General features: G+C 61.2%; 20 protein-coding genes and 2 pseudogenes. 13 read left to right on the top strand and 9 right to left on the bottom strand.

Annotated features, from left to right (window positions below):
• The first annotated feature begins 148 nt into the window (after positions 1–148).
• Positions 149–1,810, top strand: coding sequence for a SulP family inorganic anion transporter (locus tag WDN46_25575; GenBank protein MEJ0096650.1), 1,662 nt, complete (start codon positions 149–151; stop codon positions 1,808–1,810).
• Positions 1,811–2,447: 637 nt separating this feature from the next.
• On the opposite strand, the pseudogene WDN46_25570 reads toward WDN46_25575, so the two are convergent.
• Both WDN46_25570 and WDN46_25565 read right to left on the bottom strand, forming a co-directional pair.
• Positions 2,448–3,214 (bottom strand): annotated as a pseudogene (locus tag WDN46_25570) (IS5 family transposase).
• A gap of 189 nt (positions 3,215–3,403) precedes the next feature.
• A protein-coding gene (locus WDN46_25565) for an IS5 family transposase (protein ID MEJ0096649.1) occupies positions 3,404–4,161 on the bottom strand; the annotation gives its coding sequence in 2 pieces (ribosomal slippage) (positions 3,404–3,822 and positions 3,822–4,161; 759 coding nt in all).
• A gap of 56 nt (positions 4,162–4,217) precedes the next feature.
• Between WDN46_25565 and WDN46_25560 the strand changes: the two genes are divergently transcribed.
• From WDN46_25560 to WDN46_25505, 12 genes and pseudogenes are all read left to right on the top strand, one after another.
• Entirely contained in the window at positions 4,218–6,071 is a 1,854-nt protein-coding gene (locus WDN46_25560) for a methyl-accepting chemotaxis protein (GenBank protein ID MEJ0096648.1), read from the top strand.
• Positions 6,071–6,382, top strand: coding sequence for an STAS domain-containing protein (locus WDN46_25555; GenBank protein MEJ0096647.1), 312 nt, complete (start codon positions 6,071–6,073; stop codon positions 6,380–6,382). The genes WDN46_25560 and WDN46_25555 overlap by 1 nt, the downstream gene beginning before the upstream one ends.
• A complete protein-coding gene (locus tag WDN46_25550; protein ID MEJ0096646.1) occupies positions 6,379–6,744 on the top strand; it encodes a response regulator in 366 nt (121 codons plus the stop codon). The genes WDN46_25555 and WDN46_25550 overlap by 4 nt, the downstream gene beginning before the upstream one ends.
• A gap of 39 nt (positions 6,745–6,783) precedes the next feature.
• A pseudogene (locus tag WDN46_25545) lies at positions 6,784–8,962 on the top strand (chemotaxis protein CheA).
• 4 nt (positions 8,963–8,966) lie between these two features.
• A complete protein-coding gene (locus tag WDN46_25540; protein MEJ0096645.1) occupies positions 8,967–9,434 on the top strand; it encodes a chemotaxis protein CheW in 468 nt (155 codons plus the stop codon).
• Positions 9,400–10,326 (top strand): protein-glutamate O-methyltransferase, encoded by a 927-nt coding sequence (locus WDN46_25535; GenBank protein MEJ0096644.1) that lies wholly within the window; start codon positions 9,400–9,402, stop codon positions 10,324–10,326. The genes WDN46_25540 and WDN46_25535 overlap by 35 nt, the downstream gene beginning before the upstream one ends.
• Entirely contained in the window at positions 10,323–11,399 is a 1,077-nt protein-coding gene (locus WDN46_25530; GenBank protein MEJ0096643.1) for a chemotaxis response regulator protein-glutamate methylesterase, read from the top strand. Before WDN46_25535 ends, WDN46_25530 begins: the two co-directional genes overlap by 4 nt.
• A 14-nt stretch (positions 11,400–11,413) precedes the next feature.
• Positions 11,414–11,803 (top strand): response regulator, encoded by a 390-nt coding sequence (locus WDN46_25525; protein MEJ0096642.1) that lies wholly within the window; start codon positions 11,414–11,416, stop codon positions 11,801–11,803.
• Complete coding sequence (locus WDN46_25520) at positions 11,800–12,348, top strand: chemotaxis protein CheD (protein ID MEJ0096641.1); 549 nt, start codon at positions 11,800–11,802, stop codon at positions 12,346–12,348. The genes WDN46_25525 and WDN46_25520 overlap by 4 nt, the downstream gene beginning before the upstream one ends.
• Before the next feature lie 40 nt (positions 12,349–12,388).
• A protein-coding gene (locus WDN46_25515; protein ID MEJ0096640.1) for an IS5 family transposase occupies positions 12,389–13,146 on the top strand; the annotation gives its coding sequence in 2 pieces (ribosomal slippage) (positions 12,389–12,728 and positions 12,728–13,146; 759 coding nt in all).
• A gap of 117 nt (positions 13,147–13,263) precedes the next feature.
• Positions 13,264–13,653: a hypothetical protein gene (locus tag WDN46_25510; protein ID MEJ0096639.1), complete on the top strand. Its 390-nt coding sequence runs from the start codon at positions 13,264–13,266 to the stop codon at positions 13,651–13,653.
• Between the two features lie 182 nt (positions 13,654–13,835).
• Positions 13,836–15,011 carry an MFS transporter gene (locus WDN46_25505; protein MEJ0096638.1) on the top strand — a complete coding sequence of 392 codons (1,176 nt, stop codon included), beginning with the start codon at positions 13,836–13,838 and terminating at the stop codon, positions 15,009–15,011.
• An 8-nt stretch (positions 15,012–15,019) separates the two neighbouring features.
• Here WDN46_25505 and WDN46_25500 read toward each other — a convergent pair whose 3' ends face one another.
• From WDN46_25500 to WDN46_25470, 7 genes are all read right to left on the bottom strand, one after another.
• Complete coding sequence (locus WDN46_25500) at positions 15,020–15,493, bottom strand: molybdenum cofactor biosynthesis protein MoaE (GenBank protein ID MEJ0096637.1); 474 nt, start codon at positions 15,491–15,493, stop codon at positions 15,020–15,022.
• Entirely contained in the window at positions 15,490–15,741 is a 252-nt protein-coding gene (gene moaD, locus WDN46_25495; protein MEJ0096636.1) for a molybdopterin converting factor subunit 1, read from the bottom strand. The genes WDN46_25500 and moaD overlap by 4 nt, the downstream gene beginning before the upstream one ends.
• A 33-nt stretch (positions 15,742–15,774) precedes the next feature.
• The gene (pgsA, locus tag WDN46_25490; GenBank protein ID MEJ0096635.1) at positions 15,775–16,371 is read right to left on the bottom strand and encodes a CDP-diacylglycerol--glycerol-3-phosphate 3-phosphatidyltransferase; all 597 of its coding nucleotides are present in this window, start codon (positions 16,369–16,371) and stop codon (positions 15,775–15,777) included.
• Between the two features lie 99 nt (positions 16,372–16,470).
• Positions 16,471–18,462, bottom strand: coding sequence for an excinuclease ABC subunit UvrC (gene uvrC / locus WDN46_25485; protein MEJ0096634.1), 1,992 nt, complete (start codon positions 18,460–18,462; stop codon positions 16,471–16,473).
• A 346-nt stretch (positions 18,463–18,808) separates the two neighbouring features.
• A complete protein-coding gene (locus WDN46_25480; GenBank protein MEJ0096633.1) occupies positions 18,809–20,005 on the bottom strand; it encodes a PA0069 family radical SAM protein in 1,197 nt (398 codons plus the stop codon).
• A gap of 304 nt (positions 20,006–20,309) precedes the next feature.
• Complete coding sequence (locus tag WDN46_25475) at positions 20,310–21,431, bottom strand: tlde1 domain-containing protein (protein MEJ0096632.1); 1,122 nt, start codon at positions 21,429–21,431, stop codon at positions 20,310–20,312.
• Positions 21,432–21,485: 54 nt separating this feature from the next.
• Positions 21,486–21,698: a hypothetical protein gene (locus tag WDN46_25470; protein ID MEJ0096631.1), complete on the bottom strand. Its 213-nt coding sequence runs from the start codon at positions 21,696–21,698 to the stop codon at positions 21,486–21,488.
• Between the last annotated feature and the right edge of the window lie 74 nt (positions 21,699–21,772).

The following is a 21,772-nucleotide window of genomic DNA, read 5'->3' as shown; positions in this document are numbered from 1 at the left end:
TCGCTTCCAGCGTGGCCGGTGGCGGCCTGCGGATTCCTCTTGGGCGCGCGAGCCCGTTCGGATACGTTTGAATTTGCGGACAAGGCACGGGTGCGCTCGGATCGGACCTGCTTGCCTAAGCGGCTAAGTCCGCGCCGGAGCTCAAGCAATGCTCGCCCGGTTTGGGATCTTGACGAGCCTTAAGGGCTACAGGCCCCAGTGGTTTGGCCCAGACGCGACGGCGGGCCTCGCCGTTGCAGCGGTAGCCGTGCCAAGTGCGATCGCCTATCCAGCGATCGCCGGTTTACCGCCCGAGGTGGGCATTTATTCAAGCATTCTCCCGCTTGTCGGTTACGCTTTGCTGGGCCCGTCACGTCAACTGATTGTTGGTCCTGACGCGCCGACAATGACCGTCCTGGCCGCCGCACTCGCAAACACCTCTATGAATCTGCCGACTGACCGCGTCGCCGCGGCTTCGGCGCTCGCGCTGGCGGTCGGCATCTTCTGTATGGTCGCGAGTAGGCTTCATCTCGGTGTGGTCAGCGTCTTTTTGTCGAAACCAATCCTTATCGGCTTCATCAGCGGCGTTTCAATTTCGATCCTTGTGGGTCAGATCGGACGATTGACTGGCTTGCGGATCGAATCCGACGGGCTTTTTCCGCCATTTCTTGAGCTCTTCCAAAAAGCAGGATCGATCCACTGGCTTTCCGCAGTGATCGGGTTTGTGATGTTCGTCGTTCTGCAGCTCATGACATTTTGGCGCTCACCGGTGCCGGGACCAATAGTCGTTGTTGTGATTGCAGCGGCGGCTTCTGCGATCTTCGACTTTGAGAAGATGGGCGTGGCGGTGGTGGGTAATCTGCCCCGATCGCTGCCTACGTTTTCCATTCCTGACGTGATGAATTTGCCCTTGAAAAGCCTTTTGACCGATGCCGCGGCGATATGGCTGGTGAGCTTCGGCTCAGGCATCGTCACGGCGCGCAGTTTCGGCGCACGCGGCAAGTTCGCGGTGGACGCCGATGCGGAGCTCGTCGGCTTTGGAGCCGCCAATATTGCATCAGGGCTATTTGGCGGGTTTCCAGTGACCGTTTCGGATTCGCGCACCGCCATTAACATGACCGTTGGTGGCAAGACACAAATGTCGAGCATCGTTGCGGCCCTCACTCTCGCGGCGGGACTCCTCTATTTGAACGATGCTCTCCGGGTTTTGCCAGTTCCTGCGCTCGGGGCGATTCTTGTTGCCGCCGCAATCAGCCTGATTGACCTGGCGAGCCTCCGCGAGATCTGGCGAGTCAGCCGGATAGAGTTTGTCTTTGCGCTCATTGGCATGTCGGGTCCGATTAGTCTCGGCGTCCTGAAAGGCGTCGTAATTGCTGTAGCGGCGACCCTCTTGTACACGCTGCTGAAGGAAATGCGGCCCCGCGACGCGATGCTTGGCGTCATCCCCGGCCAACATGGCTTCTACAAAATGCACAGGTCGAAGGCAGCGCGACCGATCCCGGGGCTGGCGATTTGTTTGATCGAGGGCAGTCTTCTCTTCTTCAACGTTGACTATGTGAAGTCGCGCTTCATGGCTATCGCGAACGGCTTGTCCGATACGCATTGGTTCGTGCTCGACGCCAGCGCCATCGTCCAAGTAGATTCGACGGCAGCGGCAATGCTCGACGAGGTGCGCAGCATGTTTGCCGAGCGTGGGATCGCATTCGGGATAGCCGAGTTGCACAGCGAACCCCTGGATCTTCTGAAGCGGGCCGGCCTCCTGGAGAGGATCGGAAAGCCAATGATCTTCGAAGATCTCGAAGAGGCATCCACTCTATTTACAAAACGATAGCGATTCTAAGTAAACCTTTGCAGAAGGATGGCGCAGATTTATCGCTTGGGAAATAGAAGGTTGGCAGGCGGGTCGTAACACTTGAGATGCGGCTCGAAATGGAGTTGGCGTTCTTCGTTACAAGTCAGACCAGATGGCCTAAATCGTCTTGGACTTCCCATCTTTGCCGAGCGTTGCTGGCATCTGGCGCGGGGACGACCAACCCTTCTCCCCCTATCCCCGGGAGGCGGCCGAGCGACGGCGACGCGGCGTGATATTCAACAGCCGGCAATCGAAGCCGCCAAGTCTGCGCGCAAATGGCGCGGCTGATCGCGCCAAGACCGACAAGCCTCACGGGTGCTGCCTGTAAGGCCAAGTCCTCAGAAGCGCGGAGTCCATTCACAGAAGCTGCCGCTGCGACGTAAACATCCGCCTCGCGGAGGCGTGCGAGTCCAAGAATCAGCCCAATCGATTGAGGTGCGCAAGCAGCATCTCGACTTTCTTCGCTCGGCGCGAGCGCTTCCTCAGTCTGCGGCCGCGTGCTAACTATAGGGAATCATCGACGGCGCCTCCAACGCACAGGGCTGACCACATTGCCGGGCTTACGTCGTCGTCTGAGAACCCCATCGGCTCATTGGACCTAGGCAGTAGTGACGAATTACCTGAGCATGATAGCAATAGCGGCGAGCAATACGAAGCCTCGGTAGTTTGCGAGGAGCTTGTCGTATCGGGTTGCGACGCGCCGGAACTGCTTCAGTTTATTGAAGAAACGCTCGACGAGATTGCGCTCCTTGTAGAGCGCCTTGTCGTAGGGGAGCGGCGCGCGGCGATTGGATTTTGATGGGATCACCGGCTCAGCCTCACGCATAAGAACAGCCTTGCGCAAGTGATTGGCGTCATAACCTTTATCGGCGATGATCGCATCGGCCGCAAAGCCTTCGATCAGGGCGTGCGCTTTTGTGATGTCGTTGCGCTGCCCAGGTCCGAGAAGGAGCCGAACGGGGTTGCCGAGCGCGTCTGTCGCGGCGTGGATTTTGGTGCTCAAACCACCGCGAGAGCGGCCCAGGCCTTGGGCATCCGCCCCCCTTTGGCGATCCTTGCGCCGGCCGCGTGCTGATGGGCGCGCACGATTGTTGAGTCGATCATCAGCCATTCGAGATCGGCCTCGGCGGTGAATGCCTCAAGAAATCCGTCCAAGGCGCCGCGCTCGATCCAGCGATAGTAGCGGCGTTTCACCGCCTGATGGTCGCCGAAGCGTTCGGGCAGATCGCGCCAGCGGCCGCCCGAGCGGGCCATCCATAACAGCGCGTCGACGAAGCGTCGATTGTCGCAGCGCGGCCCGCGCTGGCCGGCTCTTCCACCTGGCACAAGATCACAAAGCCGCTCCCATTGATCGTCTCGCAGCGCATCGACATCCCGAATCATCAAGGCTGATCTCCAAAAATCAGCCTTGAATCATGGAAAGATCCTCGCGAGAATCCCCCAAACGCCGAATTCGTCACCACGGCCTAGCGCTGTCGTTTCAGCGAAGTCCGTGTGGTGAGCTCGGATGGGAACACAATCGTCTCGGCGAAGTACGCCATGACGGTTCACGGCTCAGCTTAGGGTCCAGACTCACAACCAGTAGCTGACGGTAGCGGCGATGCAGACTGTCGCGAGGAAGTTTATGGCGTTTCGATCGTAGCGGGTAGCCACGCGCCTGAAGTCTTTCAGGCGGCAGAACATGCGTTCGATGGCGTTGCGGTTTCGATAGAGGAAGGGCGAGAAGCAGTTCTTCCACCTGCGATTGGCCTTGGGCGGGATATTCGGCATAGCTCCGCGCTCCTCGACCTGCCGACGGATCGCATTTGCGTCGTAGCCCTTGTCGCCATGGAGGATTTCGCAAGGAGGAAGTCGCGCGATAAGCTCCGCGCCCGCCGCGCGAACGGCGATTTGGCCGCCGGTGAGCATGAAAGACAGCGGGCGGCAGTCCGCATCGGTCAATGCGTGGATTTTGGTTGTGCGCCCGCCGCGCGAACGGCCGATGGCCTGATTCTTCTCCCCCCTTTGCCGCCACTGGCCGAGCGATGCGCCTTGACCGCCGAGGAGTCGATGAGGACCTGCGCCGGCGGCCCGCCTGCTTGCGCAAGCGCGTGGAACAGATCGATCCAAACGCCCTTAGCAGCCCAGCGAACGTAGCGATTGTAGAGAGTCTTCTTTGGCCCGTACTCCAGCGGCGCGTCAATCCAGCGTCCGCCAGATTTCAGCACATGAATGATCCCGCTGACCACCCGGCGATCATCGACGCCCGCCTTGCCGCGCGTGTCCGTGGGAAGATGCGGCGCGATCTTCGCGAACTGCGCGTCCGTCAGCCAGAATTGATCCCGATTCATAGTCGCTTCCTTTCGGAAGCTGTGAATCACAATCCGCCTGTCACGCCAACCATTTTATGGGTCTGGGCCCTAGGTCGCTTGACGCGGCGTCGGACATCAACGCGAAGTCCTATTTGGCGGTCGACGATCTCGATCTGATGATTGCCGCGGTTTACGAGGAATCGCGCGCCTCGCTCCGCTTCCTGATGACGAGAAGCGAGCATTTCACGCATCTTTATGACGATGCCACCCAATCTTTCTCCTCCTATTTGGCGGAGGCTCGGAAAGCCGCCGCGAGCCGTCCCGACCTGCTCGCCCTTCTCGACAAACTCGAAGTGGCCGGAAATTTCTATCGCCACGAGGTAAGCGATCAGGTGATGCGTCTCACGCGCGATAATCCAAATTCGGACCTTGCGGCGGAATTCGCGAGATCGGATCGGGCGGCCGACGTTTTGGACGCCTTCAAGGCTGTGGCGGCCGAGGCGCGCAAGAAAATCACCGGCTGGTCCGACGACGCGCAGGCGCAGTTCGACAGGCTCATGGCGGTCCTTAATGCGACTGTGTTGGGCGGCTGTCTGGCGACGCTCTTGCTGTCCTTGCTGATTGGATGGTGGATGGGCCGCATCATTGCCGGTCCTGTGACCTTGATGACGGAGGCCATGGACAAATTGGCCGGCGGCGACACGATGATAACCGTCCCGGCGCTTGGCCGGAAAGATGAACTTGGCTCCATGGCCGTCGCGGTCCAGGCGTTCAAGGATGCGGCGATCGCCAAGCTGAAAAGAGACGTCGCCGAGGCTGAATCGGTCAAGAACTCGCAAAAAGAGGAAGGGGATCGCGCCGCGAAGGCGGCCGAGGAGGCGCGCCAGGATCAGATCGCGATCAAGGGCCTCGCCGACGGGCTCAGCCGGCTCGCCGATGGCGATCTCGTCTATCGGATTGAGACGGCGTTCGCGCCGAAGGCGGCGCAGTTGCGCGATGATTTCAATAACGCCGTTGAGAAATTGCAGCAGACGATGCTGAGCATCCGCTCTAACACCAATGGCATCGCCTCGGGCAGCGGCGAAATTGCTTCGGCGGCGGACGATTTATCGCGCCGCACCGAGCAGCAGGCGGCGGGGCTCGAACAGACCGCGGCGACGCTCGACGAGATTACGGCGACCGTCAAAAATACGGCGGAGGGAGCCGTGCGCGCCCAGAAAGTCGTATTGGCCGCAAAATCTGACGCCGATCGCAGCGGCGAAGTGGTCCGCGAGGCGATCGCTGCGATGGGAGGCATTGAGAAATCCTCGCAGCAGATCGGGCAAATCATCGGAGTCATCGACGAGATTGCCTTCCAGACCAATCTTCTCGCCTTGAACGCCGGCGTCGAGGCGGCGCGGGCGGGAGACGCCGGCCGCGGCTTTGCGGTTGTCGCCTCCGAGGTGCGGGCTCTCGCGCAGCGTTCGGCGGAGGCGGCGAAAGAAATCAAGAGCCTGATTTCGGCCTCGACCGCGCAAGTCGCGCAAGGCGTCGATCTCGTCGCCGAGACCGGCAAAGCGCTGGGCCGCATCGTCACGCAAGTGGCCGAGATCAATACGGTCGTCGGCGCCATCGCGGCGAGCGCGCAGGAACAGGCGAGCGGACTGCATCAGGTCAACACGGCGGTGAACCAGATGGATCAAGTCACCCAGCAGAACGCCGCGATGGTCGAGCAAACCACCGCCGCGGCGCATTCGCTGGGTCAGGACAGCGCGGAATTGGCGCGCCTCGTCGGCGTCTTCCACGTCGGCGCCGCGGCCAACGTCGAGCCAATCCGGACCAAAGCGCCAAGGCGCGCCGGCGGCGCGCAGACGGCGCGCCCGGCTTTGAAGACGCTCGCGCAGAGTCGCGGCGGCGCGGTGCGCAAGCCCGAGCCGGCGAGCGTTGAAGATAGCTGGGAGGAATTTTGATGACGCGGGCGCAAGACGCCGATAGGCGCGGCTCCCACGTCGTCGAGCTTCCGGAGATTCTCGATCTGAAGGCGGCGGCGCCGCTGGCCGGCGAATTCCTCGCCCGTAGAGGCGGGGAGCTGCGGATCGACGCCTCTCGCGTGCAGCGGCTTGGCGGCCAATGCCTGCAGGTTCTGCTCTCCGCAGCCATGACCTGGAAAGTCGACGAAATCCCGTTCGCCTTCGTCGACCCGTCTCCCGATTTCATCGAGGGTCTGCAGCGCCTCGGGATCGCTCCGGCCGACTTCATCGATCAGGAACTGCCTCAATGAACAAGACGATACTGACTGTCGACGATTCGAGAACCATGCGCGACATGCTGATGCTGGCCTTGTCCGATGCCGGCTATCGCGTGGTGCAGGCCGAAGATGGCGCGCATGGCTTGGAGGTTCTGCTCGGGGAGACGCCGGACGTTATCGTCACCGACATCAACATGCCGCGCATGGACGGTTTCGGCTTCATTGAGGGCGTGCGCAGCGATCATCGCCATCGCGCGGTCCCGATCCTCGTGCTGACGACCGAGAGCGATGCCGAGAAAAAAGAGCGGGCGCGCCGCGCTGGGGCCACCGGCTGGATCATCAAGCCTTTCGATCCTGTGAAACTCGTCGCCGCGATCCGGCGCGTCGCGGCCTGACCCTCAAACTGGTCTCAACTCAAACAAAAATGCGGATCGATGGATGCGATGGCGGCGATCAAGCAGACGTTTTTCCAGGAATGCGAGGAGCAACTCGCCGAGCTGGAGACCGGACTTCTCGCCATTCAGGACGGCGATTCAGACCCCGAGACGATCAACGCCGTGTTCCGCGCGGTGCACTCGATCAAGGGCGGAGCCGGGGCCTTCAGTCTCGATGAGCTGGTGCATTTCGCCCATGTTTTCGAGACGGCTCTCGATCATCTGCGCGCCGGGCGTCTGACGCCGGCGCCGGAAGCCTTGAAAACCATGCTGCCCGCGGCGGACGCGCTCGCTGACATGGTGCGCGCGGCTCGCGACGAAAGCGCCGTCGATGCGGCGCGCTGCGCTGCGCTGGCTGAGGAGCTTCGCGCTTTGGATCCGCAGGCGCGCGATGATCGCGCGGGGGAGTCGAGCGAAGACGAAGAGATCAGCTTCCAGCCGGTGCTCATGGACGAATCGATGTTCGGCGAGTTGGAGAGCGACATTGCGCCTGAGCGCGAGTTTACCATCCGCTTCAAGCCGAAACCCTCGCTCTACGCCAAGGCCAACGAAACCGCGTTGCTCCTGCGCGAACTCGGCGCCCTTGGCGAGACAACCATCGCTTGCGATGCAAGCGATCTGCCTTTGCTGCCGGAGCTTGACTCGGAAGGCGCCTATCTGACCTGGACCATCGCGTTGAAAACGACGCAGGATGAAACCACCCTCCGCGACGTATTCGAGTTCGTTGAATGGGATTGCGATCTCGCGGTTGAGACCAACGCCCCCGACGCGCCAAGCGACATCGACATCGCCGCCTTCATCCAGAAGATGCAAATGACCGTCGAAACGGAGCTGGCGGCTTTGGCGTCGCCGACCGATCCGCAAGCCGATCCGGTCGCGCCGACGCAAGAAGCGATGACCGATCTTGCGAAGACGAATCAAACAAAGGCGCCATCGCCGGCCAATGATCATGCGACGGTAAGGCCGAACAGGGGGAGGGTCGATCCGCGTCGATCTTGATCGGGTTGATCGGCTCATCAATCTCGTTGGAGAGCTGGTCATCAATCAGGCGATGCCGTCGCAGCGGGTTTTGGAGGCGGGGCTGGCGCGAGCCTCAGGCGTCGCGACGGGCCTCGACGAGTTGGAGCAATTGACGCGCGAAATCCAGGACAGCGTCATGGCGATCCGCGCGCAGCCTGTGAAGTCGGTTTTCCAGCGCATGCCGCGCCTTGTCCGCGAGGTCGCGGCGATGACCGGAAAATCGGTGCGGCTCGTCACCGATGGCGAAAACACCGAAGTCGACAAGACCGTGATCGAGCGCATCGCCGATCCGCTCACTCATATGATTCGCAACGCCATCGATCATGGACTTGAGACCCCAGAGCGGCGGCTCGCTGCCGGCAAGCCGGAGGAAGGCATCGTCCGTCTTTCGGCGTTGCACCGCTCCGGCCGCGTCGTCATCGAGGTGTCCGACGACGGCGCCGGCATCAATCGCCCGCGGGTCAAGGCTGCGGCCGTCAGCAAAGGCCTCGTTCCCCCGGACGTTGCGCTGACCGACGATGAGATTGACAATCTGATCTTTTTGCCGGGCTTCTCGACGGCGGAGACAGTCTCCGACATCTCCGGGCGCGGGGTCGGCATGGATGTGGTCCGCCGCTCCATTCAGGCGCTTGGGGGACGGATTTCCATCGCCTCGCGGCCGGGGCGGGGATCGACTTTCACCCTGAGCCTGCCGCTTACCCTCGCCGTGCTCGACGGGATGGTGGTTACGGTGGACGGTCAGACCTTGGTCGTTCCGTTGACCGCCATTGTCGAGACATTGCAGCCGAAAAGCGCTGACGTGCATGGCTTTGGCGGAGGCGCGCGAGTCATCGCCATCCGCGACCATTTCATTCCGCTGATCGATGTCGGCTGCGAGCTCGGCTATAGGCCGGATCATGCCGATCCGCTGGCTTGCGTCGCGCTCCTCGTCGAATGCGAAGGCGGCGCGCGCAACGCGCTGCTGGTCGATGCGATCTTGGGTCAGCGCCAAGTCGTCATCAAGAGTCTTGAGGCTAATTACCGGCATGTTCCGGGCATCGCGGCGGCGACCATTTTGGGCGATGGCCGCGTCGCGCTGATCCTCGATGTCGACGCCGTTGTCGCCAGTTCGCGCGCGGATGCCGCCGCGCTTGATCTTCTTCTTGCAACAGCAGGGTAAACCCATGAACGAACCCATCAGGACCGACTTGGCGAGCGCCCGAGAACTGATCGCATTTCGCATCGGCGCGCAGGAGTTCTGCGTCGACATCATGTCCGTACGCGAGATCCGTGGTTGGACGCCTGCGACGGCTCTGCCGCAATCGCCGGGCTTTGTGCGCGGCGTCGTCAATTTGCGCGGCGCAGTATTGCCGATCATCGATCTTGCCGCCCGCCTCGGCTTTCCGCCGGCCGAGCCAACCGCACGGCATGTGATCATCGTCGCCCAGATCGGCAATCAGGTGATCGGGCTTCTGGTCGATGCCGTGTCCGACATTCTTTCAGCCACGGACGATCTAGTGCAGGCGACGCCCGATGTCGCTTCGGACATGGCGAAGACGTTCGTTCGCGGCGTCCTCGCCATCGATCAGCGCATGATCAGTCTGATCGCCCTCGATCATGTTCTGCCCGCGAGCGAACGGGAAGCGGCATGAGCCAGATGCAATTGTCCGCTCCAAAAAAAATAGAGAGGCTGGCCTCACGCCCGGCGAATTCCATCTGTCGCGCGGGGACTTTCGCCAGATCGCCGCGATGCTGCATGATGACGCCGGCATATATCTTTCGGAATCGAGGGCGGCGCTTGTCTATTCGCGGCTCGCCAAGCGATTGCGCGTTCTCGGGCTCTCCAGCTTCCGCGATTATTGCGCACTGATCGCGGGCAGCGAGGGGATCGACGAACGTCAGAAAATGGTCGCCGCGCTGACCACTAATGTGACGCGGTTCTTTCGCGAGCCGCATCATTTCCAGCATCTCGAAACGGCGGTCTTGCCGCCGCTGCTCGAGGCGGCGCGGGGCGGCGGGCGAGCGCGGCTCTGGTCGGCCGCCTGCTCCAACGGGCAGGAGCCTTATTCGATTGCGCTGACGATTCTGTCGTCGATGCCGGACGCGGCCCGGTTCGACGTCAAAGTGCTGGCCAGCGATATCGATCCCAACATGCTGGCCGAAGGACGCGAGGGGATCTACGCCGAGGATCTCCTGGAGCCCGTGCCGGCCAAATTGCGCACGCGCTGGTTCGTCCCCGTCGGAGACGGCTCGCGACGATTTTCCGTTGCCGCGGAGCTTCGCGAGCTCGTCGTCTTTCGCGAGCTCAATCTGTTTGGAGCGTGGCCGATGAAGGGCGCGTTTCAGGCGATCTTCTGCCGCAACGTCGCGATCTATTTCGAGGAGGAGATGCAGATGAAGCTGTGGAGCCGCTTTGCGCCCATGTTGTCTCCGGGAGGCCGGCTTTACATCGGCCATTCCGAACGGCTCGTCGGAACGGCGGCGACGGCGTTCGAATGCGAGGGCGTCACCGCTTACAGGCTGAGGAAAGGCCCGCGCGCATGACTCCAATCCGCGTTCTCATCGTCGACGATTCGGCGACCGTGCGAGGTCTTATCCGCTTGTTGCTTGGCCGTGACCCTAAAGTCGAGGTCGTCGGCGAGGCGGCGGATCCGCATGAAGCCCGGGCCGCGATCAAGGCGCTTAATCCGGACGTCATCACGCTCGACGTCGAAATGCCAAAAATGAACGGGCTCGAGTTTCTCGACAAGATCATGAGGCTGCGGCCAACGCCGGTGATCATGGTCTCGAGCCTGACCACCAGGGGAGCCGATGCGGCTATCGCGGCGCTTGAAATGGGGGCTTTCGATTGCGTCGCCAAACCTGGCTCAGGCGAGCAAGAGCTTTTCGGGGAAACATTGTTGGCCAAAGTGAAGGCCGCGGGCGGACAGCCCATGCGGGCGGCGGTCAATTGCGACCGAAGACTTTTGCGCGGAAATCCCCCTTGCGAAAGTCCATCGAACGCCAGCCGATCGCGCGAGGCGGCGTTGGCGGCCTATCGTCCAGACGGGCGCGTGGTGGCGATTGGCGCATCGACGGGGGGCGTTGAAGCGCTCATCGCCGTCCTGTCGCGCTTCCCGCAAAATTGTCCGCCGACGGTCATCACGCAACATATGCCGGCGACATTCACCAAGACTTTCGCCGAACGCCTCGACCGTCTTTGCAAGCCCGCCATATGCGAGGCTTTCGACGGCGCGCCGATGCAGGCCGGGCATGTCTATCTCGCTCCGGGAGGGGGCGCTCACTTGCTCGTCGAAGCCGGCTCGCCGCCGCGATGTCGCCTGTCGAAGGGCGATCCGGTTAATGGTCACCGTCCCTCGGTTGATGTGCTGTTTCAATCGGTCGCGAAAACGTCCGGGGCCAAAGCGCTCGGCGCGATTCTGACCGGCATGGGCCGCGACGGGGCCGAAGGGCTGCTGGCGATGCGGCGCGCCGGCGCTCCAACTCTGGGCCAGACTGAATCATCCTGCCTCATCTATGGAATGCCAAAGGCGGCGTTTGAGATCGGCGCGACCCAGAAGCAAGTTCCCTTGAATATGATTGCTTCAGAAATCTTGCGCCTAAGTTGCGCAGAGTAACAAGGAATATGCCAATGCCATTCGCAGCCGCCTTGCGCGTTTTGATCGTCGACGATCAGCTGACTAGCCGGTTGCTGATCCGCGGCGGTTTGCAGGAACTCGGCGTTTCCGACATTGAAATGGCGGCGGACGGCGAGCAAGGATTGAAAACCATGATGGCCAAACCAGCCCATCTGGTGATTTCCGATTTCAATATGCCGAAGATGGATGGAATAGCTTTCCTGCGCGCCGTCCGAGCCTATGAGCCAACCCGCAAAGCCGCTTTCATCCTTCTGACCGGCCGCGGCGACAAGGCGCTGATGGACCGCGCCGCGCAATATGGCGTCAATAATGTCATCGCAAAGCCTTTCACCATTCCGGTGCTGAAAGCGCAGATAGAAGCCGTCGTCGGGCGTTTGAAATGAGGGCACGCCAAGCCGAGGCGCCGAGCGGACGATATCTTGTCGGCGGCGAACAGCGCATTCACATCATTCAGGGCGAATACAACGTCAGCGATGATTCGAACGTGATGTTGACCACGTTGCTTGGCTCTTGCGTCGCCGCCTGTCTGCGCGATCCTGTCGCTGGAGTCGGCGGCATGAATCATTTTCTTTTGCCGGGGCAAGAGGCGATGGGACAAGAGGCGACGGGGCAGGGATCGCAGGGCAGTGAGGCCGAACGCTATGGCGTTCATCTCATGGAGCTTCTCGTCAATGGCCTGCTGCGGCGCGGCGCGCGACGGGAGCGGTTGGAGGGCAAACTCTTCGGCGGCGCGCGGACCAGGGATGGCCTTGCGGACATCGGCGCGATGAACGCCGGTTTCGCCGAGCGTTTCCTGGAACATGAAGGCATTCGTCTCATCGGCGGCAGTTTGCGCGGCGACCATGGGCGCCGCATCCAATTCTGGCCGGTGTCGGGACGCGCGCGACAAGTCTTGCTAGGGCCCAGACCCATAAAATGGTTGGCGTGACAGGCGGATTGTGATTCACAGCTTCCGAAAGGAAGCGACTATGAATCGGGATCAATTCTGGCTGACGGACGCGCAGTTCGCGAAGATCGCGCCGCATCTTCCCACGGACACGCGCGGCAAGGCGCGCGTCGATGATCGCCGGGTGATCAGCGGGATCATTCATGTGCTGAAATCTGGCGGACGCTGGATTGACGCGCCGCTGGAGTACGGGCCAAAGAAGACTCTCTACAATCGCTACGTTCGCTGGGCTGCTAAGGGCGTTTGGATCGATCTGTTCCACGCGCTTGCGCAAGCAGGCGGGCCGCCGGCGCAGGTCCTCATCGACTCCTCGGCGGTCAAGGCGCATCGCTCGGCCAGTGGCGGCAAAGGGGGGAGAAGAATCAGGCCATCGGCCGTTCGCGCGGCGGGCGCACAACCAAAATCCACGCATTGACCGATGCGGACTGCCGCCCGCTGTCTTTCATGCTCACCGGCGGCCAAATCGCCGATTGCTCGGCGGGCGCGGAGCTTATCGCGCGACTTCCTCCTTGCGAAATCCTCCATGGCGACAAGGGCTACGACGCAAATGCGATCCGTCGGCAGGTCGAGGAGCGCGGAGCTATGCCGAATATCCCGCCCAAGGCCAATCGCAGGTGGAAGAACTGCTTCTCGCCCTTCCTCTATCGAAACCGCAACGCCATCGAACGCATGTTCTGCCGCCTGAAAGACTTCAGGCGCGTGGCTACCCGCTACGACCGAAACGCCATAAACTTCCTCGCGACAGTCTGCATCGCCGCTACCGTCAGCTACTGGTTGTGAGTCTGGACCCTAATGGCCAGCCACATTCCGCCGCCTCAAATCATTCTTGCGCCAAAAGTTTCGAGCGAAGGCGCAGTCGAGTTCTTTTAGCCCCTCCCGCGCGATGGGTCTTTGAACATGAAAGCAGAAATTGATAGCGGCGAGCCAAAGGCCGCCTTGGACGTGCCGATCGCCGATGTGCTCGGCCGCGTCGGTCATGAATTGGCTCATCTCGCCCGGCTGCTGGAGCATTTCGAAAGCATCGCCGCGCCGCTCGCTCTGGAGGCGGCGCGCCGCGACGTCGATCTCATGCGTGAAATGCAGGGATTAGATCATATCGGCCAAAAACTATCGGCTCTCGCCGATTTCCTGGCCGCGCTGGCTCCCGCCGCGTCGAAGCGTTGGATGGTCCATCCAAGCGCGGCGGCGCGGGTCGTAAGGCTCGCCGATCTCGCCGCGCGGCTCGGGTTTTCTGACGGAAACGAAGCTTCATGCGCCGCCGCTTGGGGCGACGTCGAACTTCTCTGACCGTTTGCCCGGCGGACGGCGCACATGACACGCGCGACTATGTGACGCGCGGTCTTGCGTTTCCGATGCGAAGCTGCGATTTCGGCTGCGGTGCAGCTTAGCCCGGAGCGAGCTGGCGCCGCCATCCCTTGTTCCCCTGAGGGCCCGCTAAACTGCGAGCTAGCGAAGCAAAGAAGGCCACAATGTCCGCGCGCCTCACCTTCCTTCTGGCGGCGGCATGTGGGCTGGTCGTCGCCAATATTTATTACTCGCAGCCAATAGCGGGCGTGATTGGCGCAGAACTGGGGATGGATCCGTCTCAAGTCGGGCTTCTCGTCACCTTTACGCAAATCGGCTATAGTCTTGGCTTGGTGCTTGTGGCGCCGCTCGGCGATATTCTGGAAAACCGCCGCCTCATCGCCGCATCCTTGGCTTTTACGATCCTAGCTTTGCTGGCGATGGTTTTTGCTCCATCAGCAAATGCTGTTCTTGCGGCTTCGTTGCTGCTTGGCCTCACCGGCGTCGCCGCCCAAATTATTATACCTTACGCGGCTCATCTTACCACGGACGCCGCCCGCGGTCGCGTCGTCGGCGATATCATGAGCGGATTGTTGCTCGGCATCATGCTCTCCCGGCCGGCCTCGAGCTTCCTGACGCATTGGTTCGGATGGCGCGCCGTCTTCATCACGTCGGCCGTTATAATGGGCGCGCTTTCGCTGACTCTGTTGCGCGCTCTGCCTCAATGGCGGTCGAAGTCCCGTCTGAACTACCTCGGCATCCTCGGCTCGCTGTTTTCGCTGGTGCGCAACACGCCGGTTTTACGCCGCCGCACGGCCTATCACGCACCTTTGTTCGCCGCGTTCAGCCTGTTCTGGACCGCTGCTCCATTGCTTCTGGCTGGCCCGAAATTCGGCATCAGCCAGCAGGGCATAGCGCTTTTTGCCCTCGTTGGAGCCGGCGGCGCGATTGCCGCGCCTCTTGCGGGACGCGCTGCAGACCGGGGCGCGACCAGAATCATGACGGGCGCCGCTATTGCCGCCGTGGTTTTGGGCATGGGCATCGCCTGGGTCGGCGGCGCGACTGGGTCAGTCGCGCTTCTTGTCATCGCCGCGATTGTTTTGGACATGGGCGCTTCGGCCAATCTTGTGCTGAGCCAGCGCGCTATTTTCGCGTTGGGGAACGAAGCCAGAAGCCGTCTCAACGGGATTTTCATGGCGACGTTCTTCATAGGCGGCGCAATCGGCTCGGCGCTCTCCACCCTGGCCTTGGCCAAAGGCGGTTGGCCGTTGGCCAGCGCGACCGGGATGGGCTTCGCGCTCCTCGCCTTCCTGTACTATCTAACGGAGCTACCCGCCTTTGGCGGTCCCAGAGAAAGTTGAGACGTAGCCTACGCCCGCCATTTCTCGGCCGCGGCGCTATCCTCCGCCTTGGCCGCGATCCAACCTGCATCATTCGTCTGATCGGCTAGATGCTGTTTCTTCCAGAACGGGGCTCGCGTCTTCAAAAAATCCATCAGAAAAGAGGCCGCCGCAAAGGCCTCGCTGCGGTGCAGGCTGGCAGCGGCGACGAGCACAATGGGCTCGCCCGGCTTGATGCGGCCGTAACGATGGATAACGAGCGCCCCTTCCAGCGGCCAGCGCGTGAGGGCTTCCGAGACGACGCGATTGATCTCGTCCTCCGCCATGCCGGGATAATGCTCAATCTCCAGCGATCTCAAGACGCCGCCTTCGTCACGGCAAAGGCCGGTAAACGTCGCCACGGCGCCAATATCCGTGCGCCCTTCCGTCAATGCGGCCGTCTCGCGCGCGACGTCGAAACAGGTCTCCGCAACCCGCACAATCACCTTCGCGGCCAAGCTCATCCCCCTGTCATCGGCGGGAAGAAGGCGATTTCCCGCGCATCGCCGATCGCTGTGTCGTGACGGACATGCGTGCGGTCGAGCGCGGCTCTTATGGTTTTCGTATTTTCGAAGGCGACCTCATAGCCCTCTCCTTTGTCACGCAGCCAAACCATGAGGTCGCCCACCGTTGCGACGCCGTCGGGCGGAGAAATTTCTTCTTCGGCTATTCCGACGCGTTCGCGCACCCAGGCGAAATAAAGAGCTTTCATCAATTGCCTCCTTCGAATGCGGAGCGCGATTTTTCAGATTTCCGTGACGTGCTTGACCCCTGCCTTGAGATAGTCCCAGCCGGTGTAGAGCGTGAGCAGGGCCGACAACCAGAATAGAACAAGGCCGATTTTTATGGAGCCAGGCAAAATCTTTTCTCCGGCGGGTCCGGCGATCAGAAAACCCAAGGCGATGAGTTGTAGCGTTGTCTTCCATTTGGCGATCCGGCTGACCGGAATCGAGACCTTGAGGTCGGCCAGAAACTCACGCAATCCGGAAACGAGGATTTCCCTGGATAAAATCACCACCGCAGCTGCGAGCGAATAGCTCACGATTGTATGATCGGCGACAAGCATCATCAGGACGGCGGAGACGAGAAGCTTGTCTGCGATCGGGTCAAGCATTTGACCTAGCGCGGATTGCTGCGACAGAACGCGGGCGAGATAGCCGTCAAGAAAATCGGTAATGGCGGCCACGATGTAAACGCCAAGAGCGACCCAGCGCACCCAGTCGATCTCGGACCAGAACAGCAAGCCGACCACGATCGGGACCGCCGCGACCCGTCCATAGGTCAGGAGATTCGGCAAGCTCCAGGTCCGGCTCGGCCCGCTCGAAATCGTCGTTATCGCCATGGTCGAGGGAACTTCCTCTCAAGATCGCGCCGGCATTCTGGCTTGTCGGCTCGCCCCCGGCAAGCCGACGTCGGAGTTTAGCGCGCTTTTGGCCCTTTTCTACCCCTCGCCTTCGTGGAAAAAATTGTAAACCAGCCGCGCGGTGGCGGCGTTGATCCCTGGAACCTTCTCGAAATCGGACAGCGCCGCCTTTGAAATCGCCTTCGCCGTGCCAAATGCGTGCAATAGAGCGCGCTTGCGCGCTGGCCCAATTCCGGCGATTTCGTCGAGCGGGCTTTTGGTGAACTCCTTTTTGCGCCGCGCGCGATGCGTCCCAATCGCAAAGCGATGCGCTTCGTCGCGAAGGCGTTGCACAAAATAAAGCGTCGGATCGCGCGGGGCCAATTTGAAAGGCGGTCTCCCGACGACGAAAAATGTCTCGCGTCCGGCGTTGCGATCGGGTCCTTTGGCGATTGAGGCAATGGCGACGCCTTCGACGCCGAGGTCGGCCAGAACGCTCCGCGCGGCGTCAAACTGTCCCTGGCCGCCGTCGATCAGGATAAGGTCAGGCTTCTGCGGAAAAACATCCTGGTCCTCGCGATCGTCGTCGGGCGCGGCGAAGGCGACGTCATCGCGCAAGGCGCCGCTCAGGGCCGCTTCCGAGTTTGGGGCGAAAGCGGCGGCATCTTCTTTCATCAGCCTCGTGAAACGGCGCCGCAGCACTTCGCGCATCATGCCATAATCATCGCCGGGCGTCAGATCGTCGCCCTTGATGTTGAAGGTGCGATAATGCGTCTTCATGAAGCCATTGGCCCCGGCCACGATCATCGCGCCAACTGCATTCGTCCCCATGATGTGAGAGTTGTCGTAAACTTCGACGCGGCGCGGCTTTGCGTTGAGGCCAAAGGTTTCGCCGAGGGCGGCGAGAAGCTTTTCCTGCGAGGTGGTTTCGGACAATTTGCGGCTGAGCGCCTCGCGCGCGTTTTGCTCCGCGTGATCGACGAGCTCTTTTTTCTCGCCTCTTTGCGGCGCGGCGATCTCGATTTTGCGCCCCGCTCGCACGCAAAGGGCTTCCGCGAGCACGGCGCAATTCTCGATCTCGTGCGAAATGAGAATCAGCCGCGGCGGCGGCTTGTCGGCGTAGAACTGGGCCAAGAAAGCATCGAGCACCTCGCCGGGAGCGAGGCTCTTGTCGGCGCGGGGAAAATAGGCGCGATTGCCCCAGTTCTGAAACGTCCGGAAAAAGAAGACCTCGATGCAGAACTGGCCCGCTTGCTCGACGATGGCGAAAACATCCGCCTCCTCGACGTTCTTCGGGTTGACGCCCTGGGCGCCTTGGATGGCCGAGAGCGCGGCAATGCGATCGCGCAACCGCGCGGCGGCCTCAAAATCCAGTCTTTCGGCGGCGCTCGCCATTTCCTCGGCGAGCATGTCGCGCACCGCGCGGCTCTTGCCGGAAAGAAAATCCCGCGCTTCTTGAACGAGGTCGGCATAGTCGGCATGGCCAATTTCGCCAGTGCAAGGGGCCGAACAGCGCTTGATCTGATAAAGCAGGCACGGCCGCGTGCGGTTTTCGTAATAGCTGTCGCTGCAGGAGCGCAACAGAAAGGCGCGTTGCAGCGCGTTCATGGTGCGGTTGACCGCCCATACGCTCGCAAAAGGACCGAAATAATCGCCCTTTTGATTGCGCGCTCCGCGGTGCTTAGCAATCTGCGGCGCTTCATGATCGCCGGTGAGCAGAATATAGGGGAACGACTTGTCGTCGCGCATCAATACGTTGAAGCGCGGCTTCATCTGCTTGATGTAATTGGTCTCGAGCAGCAGAGCTTCGGCCTCGGTTCCGGTCGAGATGAACACCATCGACGCGGTGAGGGCGATCATTCTGGCGATGCGATTGGTATGGCCGGAGGGCCGCATATAGCTCGCTATCCGCTTGCGGACGCTTTTCGCCTTGCCGACATAGAGAACTTCGGCGTCGGCGCCGATCATGCGGTAGACGCCGGGGCCGACGGGCGCATGCCGCCAAAAGCTGCGGATGACCGCAACGCCCTGGCGGAGCGAGGCGGGAGCCGCTTCGTCCGCCCCAAGATCAAGATCGGCGAAAGGCGACATCTCATCATCATCGGCGTCGCGATGATCGGCTTCAACTATGTAGTTATCGTCCTCCGCCGGCGGGGAGGCGGCGGGATCGCTCTTTTGAACGGAGGTCATGCCGCCAGATTTAAGCGATCCGAGCCGGCGTGAAAAGGCTTTGGGCCAAAACCCGCGCCCGCAAAGGCTCGTTTTGCTCGGCTGCTCCACGGCGCCGATCAAGCTCTGAGATGCGGACTTTGACTGATATGACCCATGAAAGCGCGCGCGCCGATCGGGTCTGTATTAGCGCGAAATTCCGCTCGCCGTCTCGCCGATGTGGTTCGCCCCTTCGCTCTTGGCATTTCCGCGGCTGATCGATCACCTGCTAAAGCAGTTGCAATTGCTCTCCTTGCCGCGCAGGGGGCGAGAACAAATCGCACCGCAGCGGCACGCGGCTTCTGGCGAGGCCGAGCTTCTTGGCGGCGGCCTCGAAGCGCCGCCCGATCATCCAGGCATAGGGTCCAGATCCGGTCATTCGCTTGCCGAAAGTCGAATCATACATCTTGCCGCCGCGTACCGAGCGAATCAAAGACAAGACATGCCGGAGCTTGCCGGGATAATGGGTCATCAGCCATTCGGCGAACAGGTCGCGCACCTCGAGCGGCAGGCGCAGCATGACATAGCCTGCTTCTCTCGCCCCTGCCGCTTGGGCTCTTGCGAGTATGGCTTCGATTTCCGCGTCGTTGATGGCGGGAATGATCGGCGCCACCATGACCACCGTCGGAATGCCGGCCTGCGCGAGGCGCCGCACTGTCTCAAGCCGCCGCTCAGGCGAACTGGCTCTCGGCTCCATTTTTCGCGCGAGAACCGGATCAAGCGTCGTCACCGATAGAGCGACTTTGACGAGACCCTTCTCCGCCATCGGGGCGAGCAGATCGAGATCGCGCAGAACCAGGGTCGATTTGGTTACGATGCCAACCGGATGATTGGCTCGCGAGAGAACGCCAAGCACCTGGCGCATGACTTGTTCTTTGCGCTCGATCGGCTGATAGGGATCAGTGTTGGAGCCGATCGCTATCGTTTTGGCCTGGTAGCCCGGCGCCGCCAGTTCGCGCTCCAGCACGCTGGCCGCATTGGTTTTTGAAAAAAGCCGCGTTTCGAAATCAAGGCCCGCTGAAAGTCCAAGATAGGCGTGCGTCGGCCGCGCGAAACAATATACGCAGCCATGTTCGCATCCGCGATAAGGATTGATCGAGCGGTCAAAAGAAATATCGGGCGAATCATTGCGCGAGATAATTGTCCTGGCGCGTTCTTGCATCACTTCCGTGCGAAGCGGCGGCAAATCCTCCGGCAGATCCCAACCATCGTCGTCGTGAACGCGGATCTCTGGTTCGAAGCGTCCCGCGGCGTTGGTCAGCGCGCCGCGACCGCGCCGCGGCTCCAACTTCGGCTGCGATGCGGGCGCGGGGGCAAGGGCATCTTCGACGTCAGGACGCCGTGAGGTTCGGCCTTCCGGCTGAACTAAAGCGCTGCCGCCGCGAACCCGCTTTGCACCCTTTATGCTCTCTGCAACAATCGCCATGCCGCCATTTGCCTGTCGAACGTTCGGGGTGTATAAGCAGAACAAATAAAGAACAAATGGGAGAGGGTCAAGTGTTCTTGTGGATAACTCCGGGAAAATAACAAAAAGCGCCCTCAGGCTCGATCTGGGCGTCTTCTCGCCGCGAGCGAAATCAAAAAAAGGCGACGCGTGCTGAGCGGGACGATCCAAAGCCGTCGCCGCGTGGAGCTATCGATAATTTGGGCAGCGATAAAATGAGGGGCTGTGCGCCTGATATGCCCGACATGACCGGAAAAATGTGCTAGGCCCACCCTATGCGTTCCGGTCAGCTATTATTGGCGTATCTGAGGCCGCGTTTGCGAGGGACGGAAGCGACGCTAGAAGACGTGGCCCCGAGACGCGTCACGACGACAAGGCGCGTAACTTCGCCATTCCTAAAGGCTTGCAGGAACCGTGGATAATCCCTGAAGGACACACATCCGTTGGAGTCGCCGCGCGGGCCAAGCATGTATCTATGCGCGAGAAGACCTGTGCGGCCAAACACGCTGCCGCCATCGACGGGATTGAGGCGCAAAGCCGCAACGCCATGGAAAAGCTGTTCCCGCAAAACAAGGTCATAAGCGTGAGGCGGCGTTGCTCCGCGATCCTTTTCGTTGACATAACGGGGATCGTCCATCCTGTCGCCCAGCCCCGAATGCGCCTCCAATCTTTCCCCGTTGGGCATATAAACGGTATGCGCTTCAATATCATAAAGCGCGACGCGGTTGCCGGGGCGCGGCAAAGAAGCCGAGTTATTGGAAAGCGCAGCGCCCATGGCGCCGTCTTCCGGCCGCGCATCTCCTGTCATGGAGCGGGACGGTTGGCTCAATGCGTCAAAGAATTTTTGAAACAGGTTGCGGTCGCCCTGCTCGGGAGGGTTGGCCGCTGAATATGGCGCGGAGGCGACCCGCTGCCCATTCTCCTTCGGAGACGAACGCGCGATTTCGCGTTTTGGCGGAAGCGGCGAAGAGACAAGAGGATCGGCTGGCGGCGTTGGCGCGTTATCCGCTACCCCATCGGCGCGCTTCGGCGGGAAGGCTGCGGCGAAGGGGTCGGGCTCCAGCGCCGCATCGACTGAGAAATCGGGAGTTTGCGCCGGATCGGTCAAAATTGGGGCCGGACTGGGAAAATCCGCCGCGCTGGCCAGCGCTCCATAGGGATTGGCGATTACAACCATCCTCGGTGCCATTGGCGGCGCAACCGGCTCTTCCGCGTGTATATTGGGATGGGCGGTGAGCGATGCGACCATCATGCATGCGGCGGCAACCGTGGCGATCACCCAGACGAGGGCGACAATGCCAAAGCCAATGACTATGGCTCCAGAAATAACCCGGCGAGGCTTGCCCCGAGGCAAAGCAATACCGTCCAAAAGATTGAAGCCGCTTAACGTCCCGGTCGTATAGGTCATATCCCTCGTTTCTCAGACAAATGCTTAAAACGGCATGTCCCAAAAGGGCGCCGATTAGGCCTGTAGCGTATCGATGAGACGCAATTTCGTCAGGAACATGGCCCGCCGCGGGCGGCGAAAAGGCTTTATACCCGATTGGTCCATCATCCCGCGCAGCGTTGAGCGCAATTCATCGATCGGCATGCGGTAAGGCAAAACCGATGCAGCGTTCTCGCAGGGCGGGCTGTCGGGAGCCTGACGAAGCTTGGTTACGATTTCCTTTACCACGCTTCATTTTGAGAGAAGCTCGCCCAACTGGCGCGCCTTCTATCTCTCATTCTCGCTTGGCGCATTGCGTTTTG

The sequence above is a fragment of the Methylocella sp. genome (assembly GCA_037200525.1).
Lineage (GTDB): Bacteria > Pseudomonadota > Alphaproteobacteria > Rhizobiales > Beijerinckiaceae > Methylocapsa.
Note: the sequence above shows the minus strand (reverse complement) of the source record. Positions and strands in the feature narration are given on the sequence as shown.

Excerpts from the sequence above, each read along its gene's own strand:
- WDN46_25575 (MEJ0096650.1), top strand. The coding sequence starts at position 149 with ATGCTCGCCCGGTTTGGGATCTTGACGAGCCTTAAGGGCTACAGGCCC.
- WDN46_25560 (MEJ0096648.1), top strand. The coding sequence starts at position 4,218 with ATGGGTCTGGGCCCTAGGTCGCTTGACGCGGCGTCGGACATCAACGCG.
- WDN46_25555 (MEJ0096647.1), top strand. The coding sequence starts at position 6,071 with ATGACGCGGGCGCAAGACGCCGATAGGCGCGGCTCCCACGTCGTCGAG.
- WDN46_25550 (MEJ0096646.1), top strand. The coding sequence starts at position 6,379 with ATGAACAAGACGATACTGACTGTCGACGATTCGAGAACCATGCGCGAC.
- WDN46_25540 (MEJ0096645.1), top strand. The coding sequence starts at position 8,967 with ATGAACGAACCCATCAGGACCGACTTGGCGAGCGCCCGAGAACTGATC.
- WDN46_25535 (MEJ0096644.1), top strand. The coding sequence starts at position 9,400 with ATGTTCTGCCCGCGAGCGAACGGGAAGCGGCATGAGCCAGATGCAATT.
- WDN46_25530 (MEJ0096643.1), top strand. The coding sequence starts at position 10,323 with ATGACTCCAATCCGCGTTCTCATCGTCGACGATTCGGCGACCGTGCGA.
- WDN46_25525 (MEJ0096642.1), top strand. The coding sequence starts at position 11,414 with ATGCCATTCGCAGCCGCCTTGCGCGTTTTGATCGTCGACGATCAGCTG.
- WDN46_25520 (MEJ0096641.1), top strand. The coding sequence starts at position 11,800 with ATGAGGGCACGCCAAGCCGAGGCGCCGAGCGGACGATATCTTGTCGGC.
- WDN46_25510 (MEJ0096639.1), top strand. The coding sequence starts at position 13,264 with ATGAAAGCAGAAATTGATAGCGGCGAGCCAAAGGCCGCCTTGGACGTG.
- WDN46_25505 (MEJ0096638.1), top strand. The coding sequence starts at position 13,836 with ATGTCCGCGCGCCTCACCTTCCTTCTGGCGGCGGCATGTGGGCTGGTC.
- WDN46_25500 (MEJ0096637.1), bottom strand. The coding sequence starts at position 15,493 with ATGAGCTTGGCCGCGAAGGTGATTGTGCGGGTTGCGGAGACCTGTTTC.
- moaD (MEJ0096636.1), bottom strand. The coding sequence starts at position 15,741 with ATGAAAGCTCTTTATTTCGCCTGGGTGCGCGAACGCGTCGGAATAGCC.
- pgsA (MEJ0096635.1), bottom strand. The coding sequence starts at position 16,371 with ATGGCGATAACGACGATTTCGAGCGGGCCGAGCCGGACCTGGAGCTTG.
- uvrC (MEJ0096634.1), bottom strand. The coding sequence starts at position 18,462 with ATGTCGCCTTTCGCCGATCTTGATCTTGGGGCGGACGAAGCGGCTCCC.
- WDN46_25480 (MEJ0096633.1), bottom strand. The coding sequence starts at position 20,005 with ATGGCGATTGTTGCAGAGAGCATAAAGGGTGCAAAGCGGGTTCGCGGC.
- WDN46_25475 (MEJ0096632.1), bottom strand. The coding sequence starts at position 21,431 with ATGACCTATACGACCGGGACGTTAAGCGGCTTCAATCTTTTGGACGGT.